This window comes from Enterococcus pallens ATCC BAA-351 (genome assembly GCF_000407485.1).
GTDB classification, from domain to species: domain Bacteria; phylum Bacillota; class Bacilli; order Lactobacillales; family Enterococcaceae; genus Enterococcus_A; species Enterococcus_A pallens.
On the sequence record NZ_ASWD01000004.1, the window covers coordinates 56,888 to 74,242 of the forward strand.

Genomic DNA, 17,355 nt, shown 5'->3' on the forward strand with positions numbered 1-17,355 from the left:
TCGCTTCTCCTCCAAATTTTTATTTTTTACTACCACTATAGTTGGAGGGCCACGAGCTGTTGGTTAGTTAGGAGGTCGACAAAACATCTGCTTCACCTTCTTTTTTTGTATGGCCTATTGAGTCTTGCTTAACGCAATAGCGAAACAATATCTTTGCTAGCTGCACTTTTAGCTGGCAGCCAACTAAAGACAATGCCAATCAGCACCGACAAGCCAAATGCTAATAGTACTGTAAATAAATCTGGCTGAACACTCAGCGGTGTAAATAGACTAATTAAATAAGCAAAAACCATTCCTACCAGATATCCAATGGTTCCACCAATTAAGGTTAAGGAAATACCTTCTAATAAAAACTGCATCATGATGTTGCCTTTCGTGCCACCCATCGCTCGTCGAACCCCAATTTCTTTAGTTCGCTCTGACACGGAGATATAAATCATATTCATGACACCGATGCCCGAAATAAACAGCGAGATGCCCCCGACAACTGAAATTAATAAGGTAATGCTGGTTAACAACGTCCGCAAGGTGTCTACCTGTCCAGCTAAATCCTGACTCGTATAGCTGCCCAAATCTTTTTGCGAACCATACTTTTTCAGCATTGTTTCGGTTTCCTTGGTCACAGTTTCCACATTTGCTGTGGAAGTCATTTTGACCTGAACCATCGAGCGATCTTCGGTATCAAAATACTTTTGATACACCTTTTCCGGCATCTCAGCTACGACATTGTCCTCTTCTGTTGAAATAATACCGTTACTTTCTCTTTCTGGCATGATACCTACGACTTCAAATAGATGGCCGCCGATTTTAATAGCTTGACCAACTAAAGCAGCTGGCTCCTCTTTGTTAATTGCCTCAGCGGCTACTTCATCAATTACGATTACTGGATTTTCATTGAGGCTGTCGCTCTCTTGGATAGAACGGCCATATAATACTTCTGTTCCTTGTCCCTTTAACAATTTAAAGCAGCTCCAGCGTTGATCATTTACGGCATCATCAATTTTCTGTTCGCCATACTTTACACCATTTCGCTGTCCCGTATAATAAGTAGCATTTTCCACACCAGGCAACGCTTCGATCCGACTAATGTCTTCTTCTGTAAAGCCGTCTAAATGATTCGCGGCAAAGGCTTCATCGGTAGGACTGAAGGTCAGACCGACACTGCCATCAAATTGATCCAACCCAATGAATTCAGAAGCATAATTTTCAAAGGCTCGTCCAATCGAAAAGACAGTGATAACTGCCGAGACACCGATGACTAAACCGATCATGGTTAAAAAGCTGCGGCGTTTATTTTTGCCAATCGCTTTGAATGAGGTTTTCCATACTTCGCTAAACCGCATAGGCCACACCCTCTTCCAAGATCTCGCCGTCTTTTACGATAATCACTCGCTGACAGTAAGCTGCAGCATCTGGATCATGGGTAACCATTAAGATTGTTACCTTTTCCTCTTCATTCAAGCGTTTAAACAGGTGCATAATTTCTTCAGAGGTATGACTATCCAAAGCCCCCGTAGGTTCATCGGCTACTATAAATTTGGGATTCCCTACGATTGCCCGGGCAATCGCTACCCGCTGCTGCTGACCACCTGACAGCTGCTTCGGAAGTTTATTGTATTTGTCCGCAATTCCGACCTTTTTCAAGGCCTCCATTACCAACGGCTTGGTTTGTCGTGATTTCATTCCACCATACAATAAAGGCAGTGCTACATTTTCCATAACGGTATTGTTCTCAATTAGCTGAAAGGCTTGAAAGACAAATCCTACTGACTGGTTACGCAGAGCCGACAGGCGTTCATCTTTGTAGCGATAAGCATTTTCACCATTAAACGTATAGCTGCCTTCAAAATCACCGTCTAAAAAGCTGATGGTATTGATCAAAGTAGACTTGCCTGAACCTGAGGGGCCCATGACAGCGACAAATTCATGTTCGTCAATCGTTAAGGAAATATTTTTTAGCACGTGAATTTTTTCTTGGTCAGCAGTATAAAATTTATTGATATCCTTCATGACGATCATTGGACAGTCACATCCATCCCGTCTTTGATGTCCGTTGCGTCTTTGATGATTTTTTCATCAACATTGAGGCCAGACTGTAAAATATAGTAGCCGTTTCCTTTAACCGCAGTAATTGGTTTTTCAACTGCTTTGCCGTCTTCTACAGTATAAACATAGTGGCTGCCTTCTTTTTCCACCACACTTTTCACTGGCAAACGTAATTCATTTCTTGGTATCAATACTTCGACTGAGTAGCCTACTGGGATGCTTTCATCAGGAATCGCTGAGAAATTGTAGGTTACGATGGAAGTAGCTGCTTCTTCAGCTGGTTCATTATTCATTTCAGCAATATTTGTGACCCGTCCAGTTACAATTCGATCATTATTAGTACATTGAATTTCAATGGGTTCATTCAAAGCGACTTTTTCCTTGTCATATTCAGTAACGGTGCCTTTAATCGCGGATTCTTCACTTTTTAGAATCATTAATGATTGCTGCGGATCATTTTTAGCATCTTCATTGACCGAGGTTACCACTGAATCATGAGCTGCCCGAATTTGTTCACCCCATTCATAAGTTACCAGCACGGTTCCTTTTAGGACGTGGTCGCCTTCGTTGACATGAATGGTACGAACCTTACCTTTATCTTCAGCTAGCAACACGGTTTGTTTTTTAGTGGGCTGAACCTGTCCCTTCAAGTGTAAGGGTGTTTGTTTTTCTACTTGATATAATTCGACATATTCAGTCTCTTCATTTGCTTTTGCTTGTGTACTTTGGTACCAAAAAAATCCGCCACCTGCCAATAGTACAACACCTAACCCAATCAATAGTTTTTTCATTCTTATCCTCCTCTAATTTTCTGTTAAGAAAATTGTAAGACGAAATGATCTTTCCTGCGTCGTGCGAAAGTATAAGATTTTTGTAGGACTTTAGAAGGAGAATTATTATGTCTCATTTATGTTGTGTAAAAAACATTTTTAACCCATATTCTTCCAATCGCTGGTCTCGAATTGCATGAACCTTGGCAGTAATTGCTTTGTCTCCTGCATGATAGGCGCAATGGACCTTGCTTGAAAGAGTGAGCAAGTTCTGCTCATAATCTGTTCCGTTTTCTGCTACAAATACTAAATGGTGAATGGCTAAATTCCCATTACTAGCTGGAATACGCTGACCGTAACGATTGATTTGTGCGAGATCCTCTCCGCTAATTTGACAATAAAAACGATCACGGCAGGCAATTCTGTATGGCAAACTTGCCATGTGACGCTTGGTAAACGTAGCCTGAGAATAATTGCGGGAACAGCTGTCTTTACAGAAAGAGCGTCTCCCCTTAGGCAGGTTCGATCCGCACCATTTGCAGCTATCAGGATTTAGGCGTAAATCACATTGCTTGTAGCCCAATGCTTCACCGAATTGCTGTTCATAAGCGGCTAGGCTGAGCCAGCTTCGCTGAAATCCATTATTTGTTTCCCGCAGCTGGCTACCTTGTCCCTTGTACTGATATTTTTCTGGCAAGGCTTGGAGCAGCTGAGCCACCTGTTCCTTTTCAGTTTCTGTCATTTGTTTACTGACAGGTATTTTTTGCAGGTTAGCTTCATTTATTTCATATATTGTCCGGCAACGAAAACAAAGGCAAAGAGCCCTTTGACTAGTGTCTTCTAACAGAATTTCTAGTCTTCGCTGGCAATTCGGACAATAGGCACCCACTGGTTTAATGCGTTTATACGTCATAATAGCTCCTTTATAAGTCATTTGATTCACGCTATTCTAGCACAAAAGGGGGGGGTACAATTGGTGATTGATTTAACGCGTGAGCAGCGTCTGGTACTTTGGCAAACCTTGACCCCTTTACAGTAGGAGACCTTGCAGTCTGTTAAAAAGTATCAGATACAGTCTTTTTTTCTAACCGAAAATTTATTGAAGGATGATGAATGGTTATTTGTTGATTTCCGAGAGAATCCTTATTATCCCGGTGGTGCTGAAGAATCAAAGATTTATTGCCGTTGCGGTCGGGAATTGAAGTATCAGTTTGTGCTGGCTTCTAAACAGACTGGCGAAAAACTGAGCTTAGGATCAACTCATTTTGCCCAGCATACTGAAATTGATCCCAAGGTTGCCCAACAGGTTCAAGCAGGCGTGCACCAGCTGGATCGGGGAATCGATTTGATTCTTCTCAGTGTTGACCGAGGATTAACTTTCCCCCAGCGTTATTATCATCATTTTATCAATCGCGGATTGAAAAACCAATGCAGCCAAGCCTTTCTTAATCGTTTGATTGTTTTTGCAAAAGCAGACCTGCCTTTATACGAAGAAGATAATCAGCGATTGGTGCACTTGTTAAGAGCATCCGGCTTCCAATTTACCGCCGAAGTTTCTCCGTCAGCTCCTGACAAAAATATTTTAAAGCAGCTGGTGATTCTTCTGCAAAATTATGAAATAGGAGAAGCTATTATAATAGAAGAAATTTGTTCAACATTAGGTGTGTCAATGAAGGATTTGTCTCGATGGTTAGCTTTTTTTAGCGGCGAACGCTTGTCGGTCCAAATAAAACAGGTCAATGATTGCTATTATCGAATTGCATAATAAATACCCGCAGATCATCGTCTGCGGGTATTTCAATTTGTTAGCAACTTGGGAGCTTTTGCTTTGCCAGCAGCAGCGAGCCGATCAAACCACTTTCATCTGGCATGCCCCATTTGACTATATATTCTTCTACTTTTTCAATCGTTACGTACCCATTCATTAGCTCTACAAATTGCTGATGAATTTTTGGCAGCAAGTGCGGTTGGTTCATAACACCGCCACCTAGTACAATTTTTTCTGGATTGATAATCAAAGTATAGGCAACTAAGGCTTGCGCTAAATAGTAGGTCTGCAGCTCCCAGACAGGATGATTCTCTGGCAAGTTTTCTCCACGGATACCAGTCCTAGCTTCCAATGAAGGACCTGAAGCCAAGCCCTCCAGACAGTCCTGGTGATACGGACAAGTCCCTTCATACGTGTCTTTTGGATGCCGTTTGACAAATATATGCCCCATTTCAGGATGGCTAACCCCTTCAAATACTTGCTGATCAACTACTATACCACCGCCAATACCGGTCCCCACGGTTAGATAGATGCAGCTTTGATTTCCGCTAGCCGCTCCCTGTGTCAATTCTCCAAAGGCTGCCGCATTGACGTCAGTTGTCCATGCGATCGGAATGTCGTATCGTCGTTTTAACGCACCTAAAAAATCAAAGTTCGTCCAACCCGGCTTGGGTGTCGCTAGAATATGTCCATAGTTTTCTTGCCCTTTTCGCACACCAATCGGACCAAAAGAACCCACGCCCAAAGCAGTCAAAGGAAAGCGGTCAAAAAAAGTAAACACCTCTGCTAAAGTTTCTGCTGGCGTAGTTGTAGGGATAGCTATTCGCTCAACAATTTCCAATTCTTGATTTGCCACGGCACAAACAAATTTAGTACCGCCAGCTTCGATTCCGCCAATCATTATTTTCCTCCTCTAATAAAGAGGTTGTGACAAAAGCGTTCAGCTCCGAGAAATACGCCGAATAATCCGAAAATGGCTTTTCATATTTTTGTGATTATTCGGCTTATTTCCGAAAGCCTTCAAAGACTTGCTCTTTAGAGCTTAGCATTTGATGAGATCGGAACGAAGTGTAGAACTGCTTTAGTCACACCGATTATTCGTTATGAAGAGGCTGTGATGGATGATATCACAGCCTCTCTGTTTTTATGCTTGCTCTTGTCTCCAAGGTTGAACATTTTTGTCACGATAAACTTTAGCTTGTCCGATTGAGTTGAACAATTCCATTTTTTGTTTAACAACTGCTTTAGCTGCATCGATACATTCTGGATAGATCGCATTGGCATCCCATAATTCAGTTGTCGACAGAATTTCTCGGCATTTTTTATAGAAAGCATATTTGTAATCAGAAGAAATATTAACCTTTTGAATCCCGATTTGTACGGCTTTGGCAATTTCTTCATCCGGGTTTGCAGACCCGCCGTGCAAGACTAATGGAATATCTACTCGGTCTTTAATTTCCTGCAGAACATCCATCTTTAATTGCGGTTTAATATTTTTCGGATAAATTCCGTGTGCTGTTCCGATAGCAACTGCTAAGGTATCAATCCCGGTTTTTTCGATAAATTCTTCTGCATCTTCTGGCTTAGTGTAAATAACTTCCGACACACCGCCTTCAATGGTAGTTCCAGTATTCCCGATCGTCCCTAATTCGCCCTCTACTGATACACCAATTTTGTGGCAAACATCGACAACTTCTTTCGTAATAGCAATATTTTCCTCGAATGGCAGCAGCGAACCGTCAATCATGACAGAGCTGAAGCCGCAATGGATCGCCCGCATAATACTTGCTAGATTATCCCCATGGTCCATATGGATGACAAATGGCACTGAGCTGTTTTTGGCACGAGATACGGCATATTGGAAGAATTCATCTTTGGTAAAATCCAATTCAGTCGGGTGCACCGCAATAATGGCTGGCGCATCATTTTCTTCAGCAGCTTCGATTACAACTCTTAAAAAGTTGCTGTCTGCAACATTGAAGGCTCCTACAGCGAATTTTTCCTCTTTAGCAATTTCCAACATTTGATTCATATTGATTAACATTTGGCATAGACTCCTCTATAGTGATTTATTTTTAGAACCCGAAAGCTCTATATACTGTTTAACAACTGCTTTACCGGCGGCCATCGTGTGATGGATTAAGGTTGGATAATCTACCTCTGGGTTATTGGTCAGCTGCTCTCTAACATCCTGCAGCTGTCCCTTCATAAAGTCAGAACCCACATTGATTTTGTTAATACCTAGTTCGATTGATTTCAAAATATTTTCGGTACCTGCTCCTGATCCGCCATGGAGAACCAACGGCAAATTCGTCGCAGCTTTGATTTTCTCAACGATATCAAAACGGAATTCTGGTACATAGCCTTCTGGATAATTTCCGTGGCTCGAGCCATAGGACAGGGCCAGACAATCTACTCCCGTTTCTTGAATAAAACGAATTGCATCGTCTGGATCGGTATACATGTCATCATTGGTAAAATGATCGCCAGCCACCGCCCCCATATCACCAACCTCGGCTTCAACACTAGCATTGTAAATTTCTGCCAGTTCCACCATCGCTTTAGTGATTCGAATATTTTCATCCAACGAATACATAGACGCATCCATCATGACACTAGAGAACCCTTCATGAAGACATTGCTTGACGAAAGCCACATCCTGTCCATGATCCAAATTAATCGCGACCTCTACTTTGGCATTATTAGCCATGCGAATAATCGGCTGGGTTAAATAGCGATGATCCAAGTGTTCCTTCAAATGATCCTGCAGTAAATCAATAATAATTGGTGCGTGCAGCTCTTCGGCGGCTTCAATCACCGCTTTAGCGGTTTCTAGATTGAAGCAGTTTATTGCCATGACTGCATACTTTTCTTCATTCGCTTTCTGCAGCATTTCCTTCATTGAGACATACATGTGCCAGATCTCCTTTTTAGCTTAGTTTAATAGAAGAAAAATCAACATCTTCCTCTTCTTCATCGACAACTGGCGCTTCTACTGGTTCCTTCTTCAAGACAAACAACAGAACGCCGGTGATGGCAGAACCGATTAATAAAGCCAGCGTGAATTTCAACGGATCGGTCATCGCAGGAATGATGAAGACGCCACCTGATGGTACTGGTGAACCCACGCCCCAGCTCATGCTTAAGCCGCCACCAATCGCTGCCCCAGCAACACAAGAAACAATTACACGAATTGGGTCAACAGCAGCAATCGGAATAACTCCTTCTGTGATCATACATAAGCCCATTGGGAAGGCAATTTTGATATTGTCTTGTTCTTCCTTGGAATATTTCGGTTTGCGGAATACTCGTGACAACACCCAAGAAATTGTTACACCAAATGGCGGTACCATTGAAGCTAAAACCTTCACTGCTTCTGGTTCTTGAATACCTTCCAGCAGCATACCATCTGCAAACAAAGAAGCGACCTTATTCACCGGACCACCAAAGTCAAAGGCAGCCATTCCACCAACAATTGATCCAAACAAGAATTTACCAGAGCCCTGCAAGCCAACTAAGAACTCAGTAAGGGCTTCTGTGGCCCAAACAATAGGTACACCAATGACAAAGAACATCAATAACCCGATAATTAAGGTAGATAATAGCGGAACAATCATCATTGGCATCAGACCTTGGGCCCACACTGGAACTTTTAGGTTTTTGACTAGGAATAGTACGAAGAAACCAACTAGATAACCACCTAACATGCCGCCTAAGAAACCAGCACCGATGGAATTAGCAATTAGCCCCATAAAAAGACCTGGTCCAATCCCCGGACGGTCAGCGATGGAATAAGCAATGGCTCCTGAGATAACTGGTGCCAAAAGCCCCATACCTAGCACACCTAGTGAAACCAACGCATCAGGTACAGAATACGCAGCCTTGTAATCTTCAATTACGGCTCCACCTGTTAAGTTCCCGATAGCAATCAATAACCCCGCTGTAACAACCACTGGCAACATATAGGAAATTGCCGTCAATGCATGTTTTTTCAGTTGCAGTTTTTTCATCATTTTTTCGTCCCCCTTATTTTTTTATGCCTTCATTACTTCCTCTTCGATTTTGTTGATTAAGCCTTTCGGTGCTTTAATCACCATGCTGGTTGGAATTTCAACTACCTTTTTGTCCTTGAAGCGGTCCTTCCCTCCAATCTTAATATCGGCGGCAATAATTACTACATCCGCTTCTTTAATTTCCTGAGCAGATAATTCATCCTCGGTTCCAATCGTTCCTTGCGTCTCAATGTGGATCACATGCCCCAAGCTTCTAGCAGCAGTCTCTAATTTCTTTTTTGCAATGTACGTATGGGCAATCCCTGAGGTACATGCAGCTACTCCAACAATTTTCATGATAAAATTCCTCCTTCTTATTTGACGAACCAGAGAATCGAAAGTAGTTAGCTGAACGCCGTTTAACTATCGATTCTGCCGGTTAAATGACTTTTTTATTCCTCGGGTTCTTTTGATAACAGCTCCAGCATCTCGGCTTTGGTTTCAGCAGAGATCATGTTTTCAATAAACTCTTCATCAGCCAGCAGCATTGCTACTTTCTGCAGCAGCTTGATGTGCATGGTGTTGGCATCAGTATTTCTGACTGCAAACAGGATAATTACTTGTACAGGTTCTTCATCCAGTGATTCCCATTCAATCGGCTGTTTAGTTTTCCCTACTACTAAGGATGTTTGACTGACACTGTCCGATTTGCCGTGAGGAATCGCAATCCCGTTACCGATCCCGGTCATGCCTTCCGTTTCTCGTTTGAAGACATCCGCCGAGAAACCTGCCACATCAGTCACAATTCCCTTTTCGGCTAACAACTCAGTTAACTCGATAATGGCTGCTTTTTTGTCTTTTGCCTCCATTTCTAAAGTGATCAAATCTTCGGTAATTACATCGGCAATACTGAAATCTTCCATCATGTTTTTTGTCATCAGTTAATCTCTCCTAACATTTCCTTCACTCGTTTTTCATCTTGTTTGGTAAAGACAGAATTTACTAAAATGGTTGGTACCTGCATGTCTACATTTAAATGAACCGTGGTTAATACTAAATCAATATTGTGATATTCGTGGGCTTTCTTTTGGTATTGCCTTGAGGATAATACATCAACTATTTCTAATTCAGGAAAGGCTTTGCGAACCTTCACCTTCAACAGCTCTGATGTTCCTACACCGCTGCTGCACATAATCAGCACTCGTTTTTTAGCATTGATCATCTCTTTGTACTTCACAAAATAGAGGGTTAAAAAACCAATCTCGTCTTCTGATATTTCGTTCACTTGGAAAACTTCTTGAACCTCTTGACTTACCTGCTTCACCTGGTTAAAAACCTCGCGGTATTCCAGCTTAATATCGTTTAACAAATCATTTTTGACAATAATTTCGTTTTTTAAGCGGTACAGCATCGGCTCAACATGTTCATACAAATCTTGCTGATTAGGCTGTTGATCAATGCGAATCCCCATCAGCTCACTCATTCGTTTCGAAAAGTAATCCGTCATTTTTAGCGCTGTTTGCGATTTACGCGTGACTTTGATCTGTTCGTTTTCGATCCGGGAGGAAATGAGATACTGAAAAAGATAAAAGGTTTCGCTTTCCGGCAAAACAAGATTTAAGTAGTCATTCATTTTGCCAATCACCTTTTCCGATAAACGATACAATTCAGCATAGCGATCAATTAGCTTCTCCTCTTCCTTGTCCAGCAATTCAAAAGGCTGATCACCGCGAATCTCGCCTTCTCTTACACGCTTGATCAAGATGTAGATGTGAGAAAAAATATTCATGTTGTAGGGATAAACAATCCCGCTCTTCAATTCACTCTCGATAAACTCCAGCAGCGAAGTGATAAAATTAATATCATACGCACTGATCTTGTGCTTCTGGGTGGTAAAATCAGCATCCCATAGGGTATTGGTACTTAAAAGTCCATTAACCACCTTGCGAATATTTTTCTCATGTCCTTCAATCGCAATCCGCTGCCCCTTTTTAATTAGCTTCAGCTGATACTCTTTTAGGAACTCTGCGATGCGAGTCAGGTCGCTGCTGATCACGGTGTCGCTTACGTAATAAGGGGAAAAAAGTTCCTGGATCAATACTTTGCGCGGCGACTTAAACAGCAAAGTCAGTAAAATAGCATTTCGCCGCTCTCGAGGTCCCTGAGCCTGACTATCGTTGCGTTTTTGGACACTTTCGCTTAAATACTTTTCATAATCTAAGCGAAATCCTTTCCCCACCTCTGAAACAATAATCTCACCTGTTTCGGAAGCTTCGTTGATTTTCTTGATGGTACGATAAATCGTTTTGGTCGAAACATTGGCAAATTCAGCTAATTCTTGACCGGTTAGTGTCATTCCATGTTTGATAAACAACTCAATCAATTGTGTTTCTCGCTTACTTAGCTGCATGTTGTCAACCTCCTTGTCCTTACTATAAGTTTTTTTTGGAACCGCAAACATTTTCTTGTGTCCATTAAAGTGGACATCAAAAAGCAATCGCTTACAAAAATTGATAAGAGTTGTGAGTTTAAAATAACCATGGTTGGCTAGTGATGTCAATGTCATTGCGAGGAAATTTCAAATTGCAGAACAAAAAAAAGACTTGTCTTAGACAAAGGAAATTTCTTTGTTAAGACCAGTCTTTTAGGGAATAATTTTTATTGATTTACACCACATGTCGTTCAAACGCATCATCGCTGATACCCTCAGCTAACACCAGCTTCGCGTATTCCTTTGCACCAAACAGTGAATGATCGCGATAATTGCCACAGCTTTCAATATCCACCCCTTGGACATCTTCCCACTGAGTTTCGTTGACAATGGTTGTCAGTACATCCGTTAAGGCTTTCGCTACTTCGGTTGAGCTTGGTACGCCCCAAGTAATTAGATGGAAGCCAGTACGGCAGCCAAAGGGGGAAATATCAATAATGCCGTCTAAACGGTCTCGCAATAAATCAGCCAATAAATGTTCCAGAGTATGAATGGCTCCAGTTGGTATTTCTTTTTCGTTGGGCTGCAAAAATCGCAGGTCATAATTGGCGATCACATCGCCCTTTACCCCAGATTCCTCTGCAATTAATCGAACATAGGGGGCCTTGACCTTCGTGTGATCCAGGGTAAAACTTTCTACTTCTGCCATGTTGATTCCTCCTAATTTTTTTTAAATAAAAAAGTCCTTTTACCAGTTACGACTGATAAAAGGACGATTGCACGTGGTACCACCTTTTTTCGAGAGCCAAGCTCTCCTTACGCCAACAACAAATAGTAATTGGCAGTCAAAATATCGATTGACTACACCGAAGACGCCTACCTATCGGCGACTTTTCCTCAGAGACCATCTTCATCTTGTTTCCGTGGTTCTTTTCACCATTTAGAACCTCTCTGCAACGTTTTCCAAGACTACTCTTCTCTTCAAGGGAAGGATTATTTCTCTTGAGGAATACTTTACGGCAAACTTAATAGCCTGTCAACGGCAGCTGTTATAGCTTTTTTTGATAAGCTGTCATCGAAAAAACAGCTGCTTACTTAAGCATCCAGCCGCCATCCACAGGTAAAACAACTCCCTGTAGATAACTTGCTCCTTCACTAGCCAAAAATAACGTAGCGTTCGCTACTTCCTGCGGTTCAGCCCAGCGTTTCATTGGCGTTTCCTTTGCCACCCATTCAGCCATTGCGCCATCTCCTGCAAAATCAGTCGCATTCATCGGGGTCTTGATTGCGCCTGGCGCCAGCGCATTTACCCGAATACCCTCCTGTGCATAATCCAAGGCCAGCTGCTTCGTGTATCCAACAACTGCGTGTTTAGCCATTGTATAAGCTGCACCACCACCTCCGGCAATCAAACCGGCAATCGAAGCCATATTCACAATCACTCCTGATTTACGTGCCAGCATTTGTGGTAAAAATAAATTGGTTAGCCGATAAATACTCGTGACATTGGTTTGAAACACCTTCATCCACAATTCTTCCGATGTGGATAACGTCGGTAAATAGTCGTCCAAAATCCCCGCCGTATTAATCAAGATATCCACATGGGGATATCTTTTTAAAACTTTTTTAGCGGTGTTTTCCACCTGTGATTTCTCACTAAGATCGACTTGATAAGGAAAAAAATTGGTCGCTTCCTCCATTGGCTGTCGATCCAAACCGACAACAGTGGCTCCTTGTGCTAAAAAAGCCTTGGCTTGGGCTTGCCCAATTCCTGAAGCAGCACCAGAAATGACTACCACTTTCCCGACGAATTCCAAATAGCGGATCATTCAACAATCTCCCAGTCCTCAGCCAAAATGTCGCATACCGTTGGTGCAAAGCTGGAAAAGCCTTCATCGGCTGTCTTGATCAAAAAATACGGAGTTACCGGTGCTTCTTCATATCTTTCGCCTTCCACCAAGGTCACATACAACTCAAACCCGCCCCAGCCTTTGCGAATAATTTTCTTGCCTTGTTTCAACTGCGGTAAAATTTCTTCAAATGTCATTCTGCTGCCTCCTGAATAATTGCCTGATAGATGGGCATTAATTGTTGATACGTTTCTAACATATAGCTTTTTGCTTTCGCGGGATTTTTCCACAATGAACTGTCTTTTGGAATAATTCGGCCAATTTGGAATTCTCCCTTTTTCACATCACGGAATCTTATCAACAGCTTTTCCACTGTTTCTGGTGATAGATCTTGAACTTCGGGTTTCGTATGATCCCCTGATACTTTAAAATCTGGGGATAACTCGCTGAATAGCTGCAGGTTATCCAACATTTTTTCAGCAATCGCTTGTTCATTCTTCGGCTGATCAATGCACGACAGCCACATAAATACATACTCGGGCCAAATCCCCAGCTGAAAATGAGGCTCCATTTTATAGCCGCGCTTTTTGCGACTTAAGGCTGACCAAGTGTTTTCTGGCGCATGGGTTGTTCGTCGACGGTGCTGGGCAATGTGGATAAAGAATTCTTCCCCAGCGATTGGGGATAACTTCTCCTGAAAATATTCATTCAGCTCCTGAAAAACGGGTTGAATCTCGGAACGAATCGCCGTCATTCGATTCTCTAAGCCATCTATTTCAAATACCTTGAAGCTTTCTTCATTAAACATGCTTTTTCCTCCTGCTAAAATTCAGTACACAACTAGTGTACCTGTTTTGGGGACAAAGAAAAAGACTAGGCTTCTAGTAATTGAACCCTAGTCTGGTGATCACCTAATACGTATCCAAATATTCCTGCAAGGCATTGGCGAATTTTCCCATATGCAAACCATCCACAAAGGAATGATGCGCCTGAATTGAAAATGGCAGCAGAATTCTGTCCTGCCGTTCAACATATTTTCCCCAATCGATCAGCGGTGTAGCATGATCCTTTTTGCCAGAAACGGTATGAGAGATGTGGGTAAAGCTGATCCAAGGCAAAGGTGAAAACTGAAAAATATCATTGCCTAAAGGTCCAGTGAAATAATCTTTTTGTTCCTCAGCCGTTTTTTTAGCTAGGGCTACATAGTTCTCCATTGATTCAGCCATCGGTACGTTTACGACCTTGAACAATTCTGTCTCAGGATTCAAATAAGTAAAAGCGGTATGGATTTGATCGTATAAGACAACTTTTCCATCCAGAAAACGATAGCGAAATTCTTCAATTTGATTTCCACATTTTGTTGCTGCATAAATTAAAGCAAAAGTGAAGGACAGTTGCTGCTGCTGCGTTTTCTGTAAGAAATTAGTAATATCCAACTCAAAAGACACACAAAATGACGGCTCCACACTATCACGAAATACCGCACAATGAATCCTGCGTTTCCAATTTTCTTCATCGATGACTTGATACCCCATACTTCCAGCTCCCTTTTTAAAGCTAGTATAGCAAATTTTTCATTTGACCTGTAGATGACTAGTCAGCCTGTTGAAATTGGAGGGTAAAAGGAGGCTGCTTCCAATCTATTGAGCATCTATCGTTTTATTTTCACCCTAAATACCTTCAATAATAGGAGAAAAAACAGCTTATTTTGACCATTCCTTTTTCTCGAGGGTTATCATTTGTCACAGACAAAAAAAGGGATTAACATATAGAATGGATTTTTACTGAATTCTTTTTTCAAAAATTTCATAGGAGGGTATTATGGATTATTCATTAGTTCAGCGTTTAGCTGCTGAATTTATCGGTACAGCATTATTGATTATGCTGGGTAACGGTGCAGTTGCCAATGTAGATTTGAAAGGAACAAAGGGGTACGGCAGTGACTGGATGCTGATTGCAGTTGGTTATGGCTGTGGGGTTATGATTCCAGCGATGATGTTTGGCTCTATCAGCGGAAACCACATCAACCCGGCCTTTACGATTGGTTTGGCTATGAATGGGATGTTCCCTTGGTCTGAAGTGGTTCCTTATATTGTTGTCCAAATTTTAGGAGCTATCGTTGGTCAATTAATCGTCGTAGCGTGTTACAAGCCTTATTACGATCAAACAGAAGACACCGCTCATGTATTAGGAACTTTCTCAACAATTAACAGTGTTGGTTCTAAATTCAATGGATTTGTTAACGAGTTCTTCGGCTCATTCATTTTGTTTTTAGGGGCAATTGGGATTACTAAAGCACCTTTCTTCCAAGATAATTTGGGAACTGCTCACTTTGCTTTAGGATTCTTAGTTTGGACCTTAGTTGCTTCCCTGGGCGGACCAACCGGACCTGGTTTAAATCCTGCTCGTGACTTTGGACCAAGAATTGTGCACACTTTACTGCCATTGAAATATAAAGGCAGCTCACAATGGAATTATGCTTGGGTACCTGTCTTAGCACCAATTTGTGCTTCAATTGTGGCAATTGCTTTGTATAAATTCTTGTTTATCGCCTAAAAAAATACCTTTGATGACTGCTGCTCCTTAGGGAAGAGTCATCAAAGGTATTTTTTATTAAACTGTACATGTCTTTTGAAGATTAGAGATAATACTTCTGTAGGCCATCCGTTTACGTTGCATTTTCCAACAAAAAAAAGCCTTAAATATCCCGAAAGATATCCAAGGCTTCCCAGTATCGCCAAAGCGATAGAAAGAGTCTTCGTCCACTAAGCTTCTTTCCGACACCCTGTAAAATCCGACAGGTGACTTACGTCGTTGTGCCTCTGGATCGAAGGATCACTTATTAAAGCTGATCCGCTCGACTCGTCGCATAAGACAGACTATAGCATACAATCTAGTCTGTTGCCAATCATTTTTGGTAGTGCTGGTACATTTCTTCAATGATTCTTACTGTTTGCAGCGTCATTTCCTTAGTAACCACTGGACTGGTCAGCCGTTTTTGCTGTAGACATTCATTTACATGCTCTACTTCAAAAACAAATTCACTCTGGAAGGGCTCGATAATTTTTTCAACTCGACCATCGGGATAAGTAACTTCGGCTTCCTTCGTTTTCCAAAAATTCGGTACAAAAATCGTTCCTTTTTCACCATACAAGGTAATGCCAGCTGGCAAGTCCAATTCCACGGTTAAAAATAAGGAGCCGATCGTATTGTCAGGAAACGTTAAGGAAATATTGGCTTGCGTATCCGACTTATCCGGTGGGAAAACCATCGTTCCAGTAATTTCTTTAGGTGCCTGCTTCAGTAGAAATTGCATATATTCTAAGGGATAGGTACCTGCTCCTCGTAAAATACCACCCCCGGCATCCAATGAACTGAACCAGCTAATGTGATAAATATTAGGATAAGCCATGACCGCCTTCATCCAACGAACCTTGCCAATGGCCCCCTTGGTCAAAAGTTCAATTACCTGCTCTGTGATTGGCAGGAATACCGACTTTTGTGCTTCCATTAAAAACAGCTTTCTTTCCTCAGCGATTTCGAACAATTCTTCTGCCTGCTCTAAAGTCATGGTAAAAGGCTTCTCCAGCAAAACATGCTTGTTGTGCTCCAAGGCCAATTTAGCAGCATCATAATGGCCTTTGTTATAAACTGCTACATATACAATATCTACCTGATCGCTTTGGCAAAGCTCTTCATAGCTGCCATAGGCGTGAGGAATGTCCAATTCCTGTGCCATTTTTTCTGCTTTGGCTAATTGGCGAGAAGCAATCGCTGTAACCGTGCCATCCATGCTCTCCTTTACCCCTGCCACAAAACGGGGAACTACTTGAGCCGTACTAATAATCCCATAACGTATCGTCATGATCATCCTCCTAAAAAAGAATCGTTTTATCCAATACAAACACAATTAAATACCCATAGCTGGCTACTGACCACAGCTTAAATATTAGAACAATTTTGGCATACTCCTTAAAGGATAAATCTGTCATCCCGGCAACTAAACAAATGATGTCGTCCGGGAGAAAAGGAAAAATAAAACAGACAATCAGCAGTCGACGAATTTTCTTTGTATGCCGATGCAGCGCCTTCTCAAACGTCTGATAGTTTTTCCCTGATAAAATAAGCTGAGCAAAGCGCGGACCATAGCGGCGAGACAATAAGAATAAACCGAACTCACCAATCACTAATCCAATATAGCTGTACAGAATACCAGGAATATTGCCAAACATCAGCATCCCTACCACTGTCGCAATGCCTCCTGGAATAAAAGGAATAATCGGTTGAATTCCTTGAACAAGAATAAAAACAACTACCGCAAAGCTGCCGAATTGTTTAATAAAGGCCTGCAAATCCTGAGGAGAAGCAAATACGCCTAGGCGACGCAGATGGATGGTTATTAGAATTAAAGCAGCCACTCCAAAAACTGGCGCCAGCTGGATTAGCTTTTGCTGGAAAACAAATTTACGTCTAGCTCTCACTTTTGGCTCCATCTCTC

20 protein-coding genes and 1 other annotated feature are annotated in these 17,355 nt (G+C 41.9%); of the genes, 2 read left to right on the forward strand and 18 right to left on the reverse strand.

Going from position 1 to position 17,355, the window contains the following annotated elements:
- Positions 1-128: 128 nt before the first annotated feature.
- The 4 genes from I588_RS17925 to I588_RS17940 all read right to left on the reverse strand — a co-directional run bounded on the left by I588_RS17925 (position 129) and on the right by I588_RS17940 (position 3,729).
- A complete protein-coding gene (locus I588_RS17925; RefSeq protein ID WP_010758265.1) occupies positions 129-1,343 on the reverse strand; it encodes an ABC transporter permease in 1,215 nt (404 codons plus the stop codon).
- Positions 1,333-2,019, reverse strand: coding sequence for an ABC transporter ATP-binding protein (locus tag I588_RS17930; RefSeq protein WP_010758266.1), 687 nt, complete (start codon positions 2,017-2,019; stop codon positions 1,333-1,335). The genes I588_RS17925 and I588_RS17930 overlap by 11 nt, the downstream gene beginning before the upstream one ends.
- The gene (locus tag I588_RS17935) at positions 2,016-2,837 is read right to left on the reverse strand and encodes an efflux RND transporter periplasmic adaptor subunit (protein WP_010758267.1); all 822 of its coding nucleotides are present in this window, start codon (positions 2,835-2,837) and stop codon (positions 2,016-2,018) included. Before I588_RS17935 ends, I588_RS17930 begins: the two co-directional genes overlap by 4 nt.
- Before the next feature lie 112 nt (positions 2,838-2,949).
- Positions 2,950-3,729, reverse strand: coding sequence for a hypothetical protein (locus I588_RS17940; protein WP_010758268.1), 780 nt, complete (start codon positions 3,727-3,729; stop codon positions 2,950-2,952).
- A gap of 132 nt (positions 3,730-3,861) precedes the next feature.
- Between I588_RS17940 and I588_RS17945 the strand changes: the two genes are divergently transcribed.
- On the forward strand, positions 3,862-4,581 hold the full coding sequence (locus I588_RS17945) for a hypothetical protein (protein WP_010758269.1): 720 nt from the start codon (positions 3,862-3,864) through the stop codon (positions 4,579-4,581).
- Between the two features lie 40 nt (positions 4,582-4,621).
- Here the strand turns inward: I588_RS17945 and I588_RS17950 are convergent, their stop codons facing one another.
- The 12 genes from I588_RS17950 to I588_RS18005 all read right to left on the reverse strand — a co-directional run bounded on the left by I588_RS17950 (position 4,622) and on the right by I588_RS18005 (position 14,392).
- Entirely contained in the window at positions 4,622-5,485 is an 864-nt protein-coding gene (locus I588_RS17950) for an ROK family protein (RefSeq protein WP_010758270.1), read from the reverse strand.
- Between the two features lie 243 nt (positions 5,486-5,728).
- Positions 5,729-6,628 (reverse strand): ketose-bisphosphate aldolase, encoded by a 900-nt coding sequence (locus tag I588_RS17955; RefSeq protein ID WP_010758271.1) that lies wholly within the window; start codon positions 6,626-6,628, stop codon positions 5,729-5,731.
- A gap of 15 nt (positions 6,629-6,643) precedes the next feature.
- On the reverse strand, positions 6,644-7,498 hold the full coding sequence (locus tag I588_RS17960) for a class II fructose-bisphosphate aldolase (RefSeq protein ID WP_010758272.1): 855 nt from the start codon (positions 7,496-7,498) through the stop codon (positions 6,644-6,646).
- 16 nt (positions 7,499-7,514) lie between these two features.
- The gene (locus I588_RS17965) at positions 7,515-8,597 is read right to left on the reverse strand and encodes a PTS fructose transporter subunit IIC (RefSeq protein WP_010758273.1); all 1,083 of its coding nucleotides are present in this window, start codon (positions 8,595-8,597) and stop codon (positions 7,515-7,517) included.
- A 21-nt stretch (positions 8,598-8,618) separates the two neighbouring features.
- Positions 8,619-8,933, reverse strand: coding sequence for a PTS fructose transporter subunit IIB (locus I588_RS17970; protein ID WP_010758274.1), 315 nt, complete (start codon positions 8,931-8,933; stop codon positions 8,619-8,621).
- A 95-nt stretch (positions 8,934-9,028) separates the two neighbouring features.
- Positions 9,029-9,514 carry a PTS sugar transporter subunit IIA gene (locus I588_RS17975; RefSeq protein WP_010758275.1) on the reverse strand — a complete coding sequence of 162 codons (486 nt, stop codon included), beginning with the start codon at positions 9,512-9,514 and terminating at the stop codon, positions 9,029-9,031.
- The gene (locus tag I588_RS17980) at positions 9,514-10,986 is read right to left on the reverse strand and encodes a BglG family transcription antiterminator (RefSeq protein ID WP_010758276.1); all 1,473 of its coding nucleotides are present in this window, start codon (positions 10,984-10,986) and stop codon (positions 9,514-9,516) included. Before I588_RS17980 ends, I588_RS17975 begins: the two co-directional genes overlap by 1 nt.
- Positions 10,987-11,242: 256 nt before the next feature.
- Positions 11,243-11,716, reverse strand: coding sequence for an S-ribosylhomocysteine lyase (locus tag I588_RS17985; RefSeq protein WP_010758277.1), 474 nt, complete (start codon positions 11,714-11,716; stop codon positions 11,243-11,245).
- 56 nt (positions 11,717-11,772) lie between these two features.
- Positions 11,773-12,001: a binding site (T-box leader), on the reverse strand.
- 97 nt (positions 12,002-12,098) lie between these two features.
- A complete protein-coding gene (locus I588_RS17990) occupies positions 12,099-12,836 on the reverse strand; it encodes a 3-oxoacyl-ACP reductase (protein ID WP_010758278.1) in 738 nt (245 codons plus the stop codon).
- On the reverse strand, positions 12,833-13,054 hold the full coding sequence (locus I588_RS17995) for a DUF2829 domain-containing protein (RefSeq protein ID WP_010758279.1): 222 nt from the start codon (positions 13,052-13,054) through the stop codon (positions 12,833-12,835). The genes I588_RS17990 and I588_RS17995 overlap by 4 nt, the downstream gene beginning before the upstream one ends.
- Positions 13,051-13,665, reverse strand: coding sequence for a DUF1054 domain-containing protein (locus I588_RS18000; protein ID WP_010758280.1), 615 nt, complete (start codon positions 13,663-13,665; stop codon positions 13,051-13,053). The genes I588_RS17995 and I588_RS18000 overlap by 4 nt, the downstream gene beginning before the upstream one ends.
- A 103-nt stretch (positions 13,666-13,768) precedes the next feature.
- The gene (locus I588_RS18005; protein ID WP_010758281.1) at positions 13,769-14,392 is read right to left on the reverse strand and encodes a chloramphenicol acetyltransferase; all 624 of its coding nucleotides are present in this window, start codon (positions 14,390-14,392) and stop codon (positions 13,769-13,771) included.
- A gap of 286 nt (positions 14,393-14,678) precedes the next feature.
- Between I588_RS18005 and I588_RS18010 the strand changes: the two genes are divergently transcribed.
- Entirely contained in the window at positions 14,679-15,413 is a 735-nt protein-coding gene (locus I588_RS18010) for an MIP/aquaporin family protein (protein WP_010758282.1), read from the forward strand.
- 352 nt (positions 15,414-15,765) lie between these two features.
- On the opposite strand, the gene I588_RS18015 is transcribed toward I588_RS18010, so the two are convergent.
- Complete coding sequence (locus I588_RS18015; protein ID WP_010758283.1) at positions 15,766-16,722, reverse strand: Gfo/Idh/MocA family protein; 957 nt, start codon at positions 16,720-16,722, stop codon at positions 15,766-15,768.
- 10 nt (positions 16,723-16,732) lie between these two features.
- Complete coding sequence (locus tag I588_RS18020; protein WP_010758284.1) at positions 16,733-17,350, reverse strand: TVP38/TMEM64 family protein; 618 nt, start codon at positions 17,348-17,350, stop codon at positions 16,733-16,735.
- Between the last annotated feature and the right edge of the window lie 5 nt (positions 17,351-17,355).

Coding starts and splice junctions, on each gene's coding strand:
- I588_RS17925 (WP_010758265.1), bottom strand. CDS start 1,343: ATGCGGTTTAGCGAAGTATGGAAAACCTCATTCAAAGCGATTGGCAAA.
- I588_RS17930 (WP_010758266.1), bottom strand. CDS start 2,019: ATGATCGTCATGAAGGATATCAATAAATTTTATACTGCTGACCAAGAA.
- I588_RS17935 (WP_010758267.1), bottom strand. CDS start 2,837: ATGAAAAAACTATTGATTGGGTTAGGTGTTGTACTATTGGCAGGTGGC.
- I588_RS17940 (WP_010758268.1), bottom strand. CDS start 3,729: ATGACGTATAAACGCATTAAACCAGTGGGTGCCTATTGTCCGAATTGC.
- I588_RS17950 (WP_010758270.1), bottom strand. CDS start 5,485: ATGATTGGCGGAATCGAAGCTGGCGGTACTAAATTTGTTTGTGCCGTG.
- I588_RS17955 (WP_010758271.1), bottom strand. CDS start 6,628: ATGTTAATCAATATGAATCAAATGTTGGAAATTGCTAAAGAGGAAAAA.
- I588_RS17960 (WP_010758272.1), bottom strand. CDS start 7,498: ATGTATGTCTCAATGAAGGAAATGCTGCAGAAAGCGAATGAAGAAAAG.
- I588_RS17965 (WP_010758273.1), bottom strand. CDS start 8,597: ATGATGAAAAAACTGCAACTGAAAAAACATGCATTGACGGCAATTTCC.
- I588_RS17970 (WP_010758274.1), bottom strand. CDS start 8,933: ATGAAAATTGTTGGAGTAGCTGCATGTACCTCAGGGATTGCCCATACG.
- I588_RS17975 (WP_010758275.1), bottom strand. CDS start 9,514: ATGACAAAAAACATGATGGAAGATTTCAGTATTGCCGATGTAATTACC.
- I588_RS17980 (WP_010758276.1), bottom strand. CDS start 10,986: ATGCAGCTAAGTAAGCGAGAAACACAATTGATTGAGTTGTTTATCAAA.
- I588_RS17985 (WP_010758277.1), bottom strand. CDS start 11,716: ATGGCAGAAGTAGAAAGTTTTACCCTGGATCACACGAAGGTCAAGGCC.
- I588_RS17990 (WP_010758278.1), bottom strand. CDS start 12,836: ATGATCCGCTATTTGGAATTCGTCGGGAAAGTGGTAGTCATTTCTGGT.
- I588_RS17995 (WP_010758279.1), bottom strand. CDS start 13,054: ATGACATTTGAAGAAATTTTACCGCAGTTGAAACAAGGCAAGAAAATT.
- I588_RS18000 (WP_010758280.1), bottom strand. CDS start 13,665: ATGTTTAATGAAGAAAGCTTCAAGGTATTTGAAATAGATGGCTTAGAG.
- I588_RS18005 (WP_010758281.1), bottom strand. CDS start 14,392: ATGGGGTATCAAGTCATCGATGAAGAAAATTGGAAACGCAGGATTCAT.
- I588_RS18010 (WP_010758282.1), top strand. CDS start 14,679: ATGGATTATTCATTAGTTCAGCGTTTAGCTGCTGAATTTATCGGTACA.
- I588_RS18015 (WP_010758283.1), bottom strand. CDS start 16,722: ATGACGATACGTTATGGGATTATTAGTACGGCTCAAGTAGTTCCCCGT.
- I588_RS18020 (WP_010758284.1), bottom strand. CDS start 17,350: ATGGAGCCAAAAGTGAGAGCTAGACGTAAATTTGTTTTCCAGCAAAAG.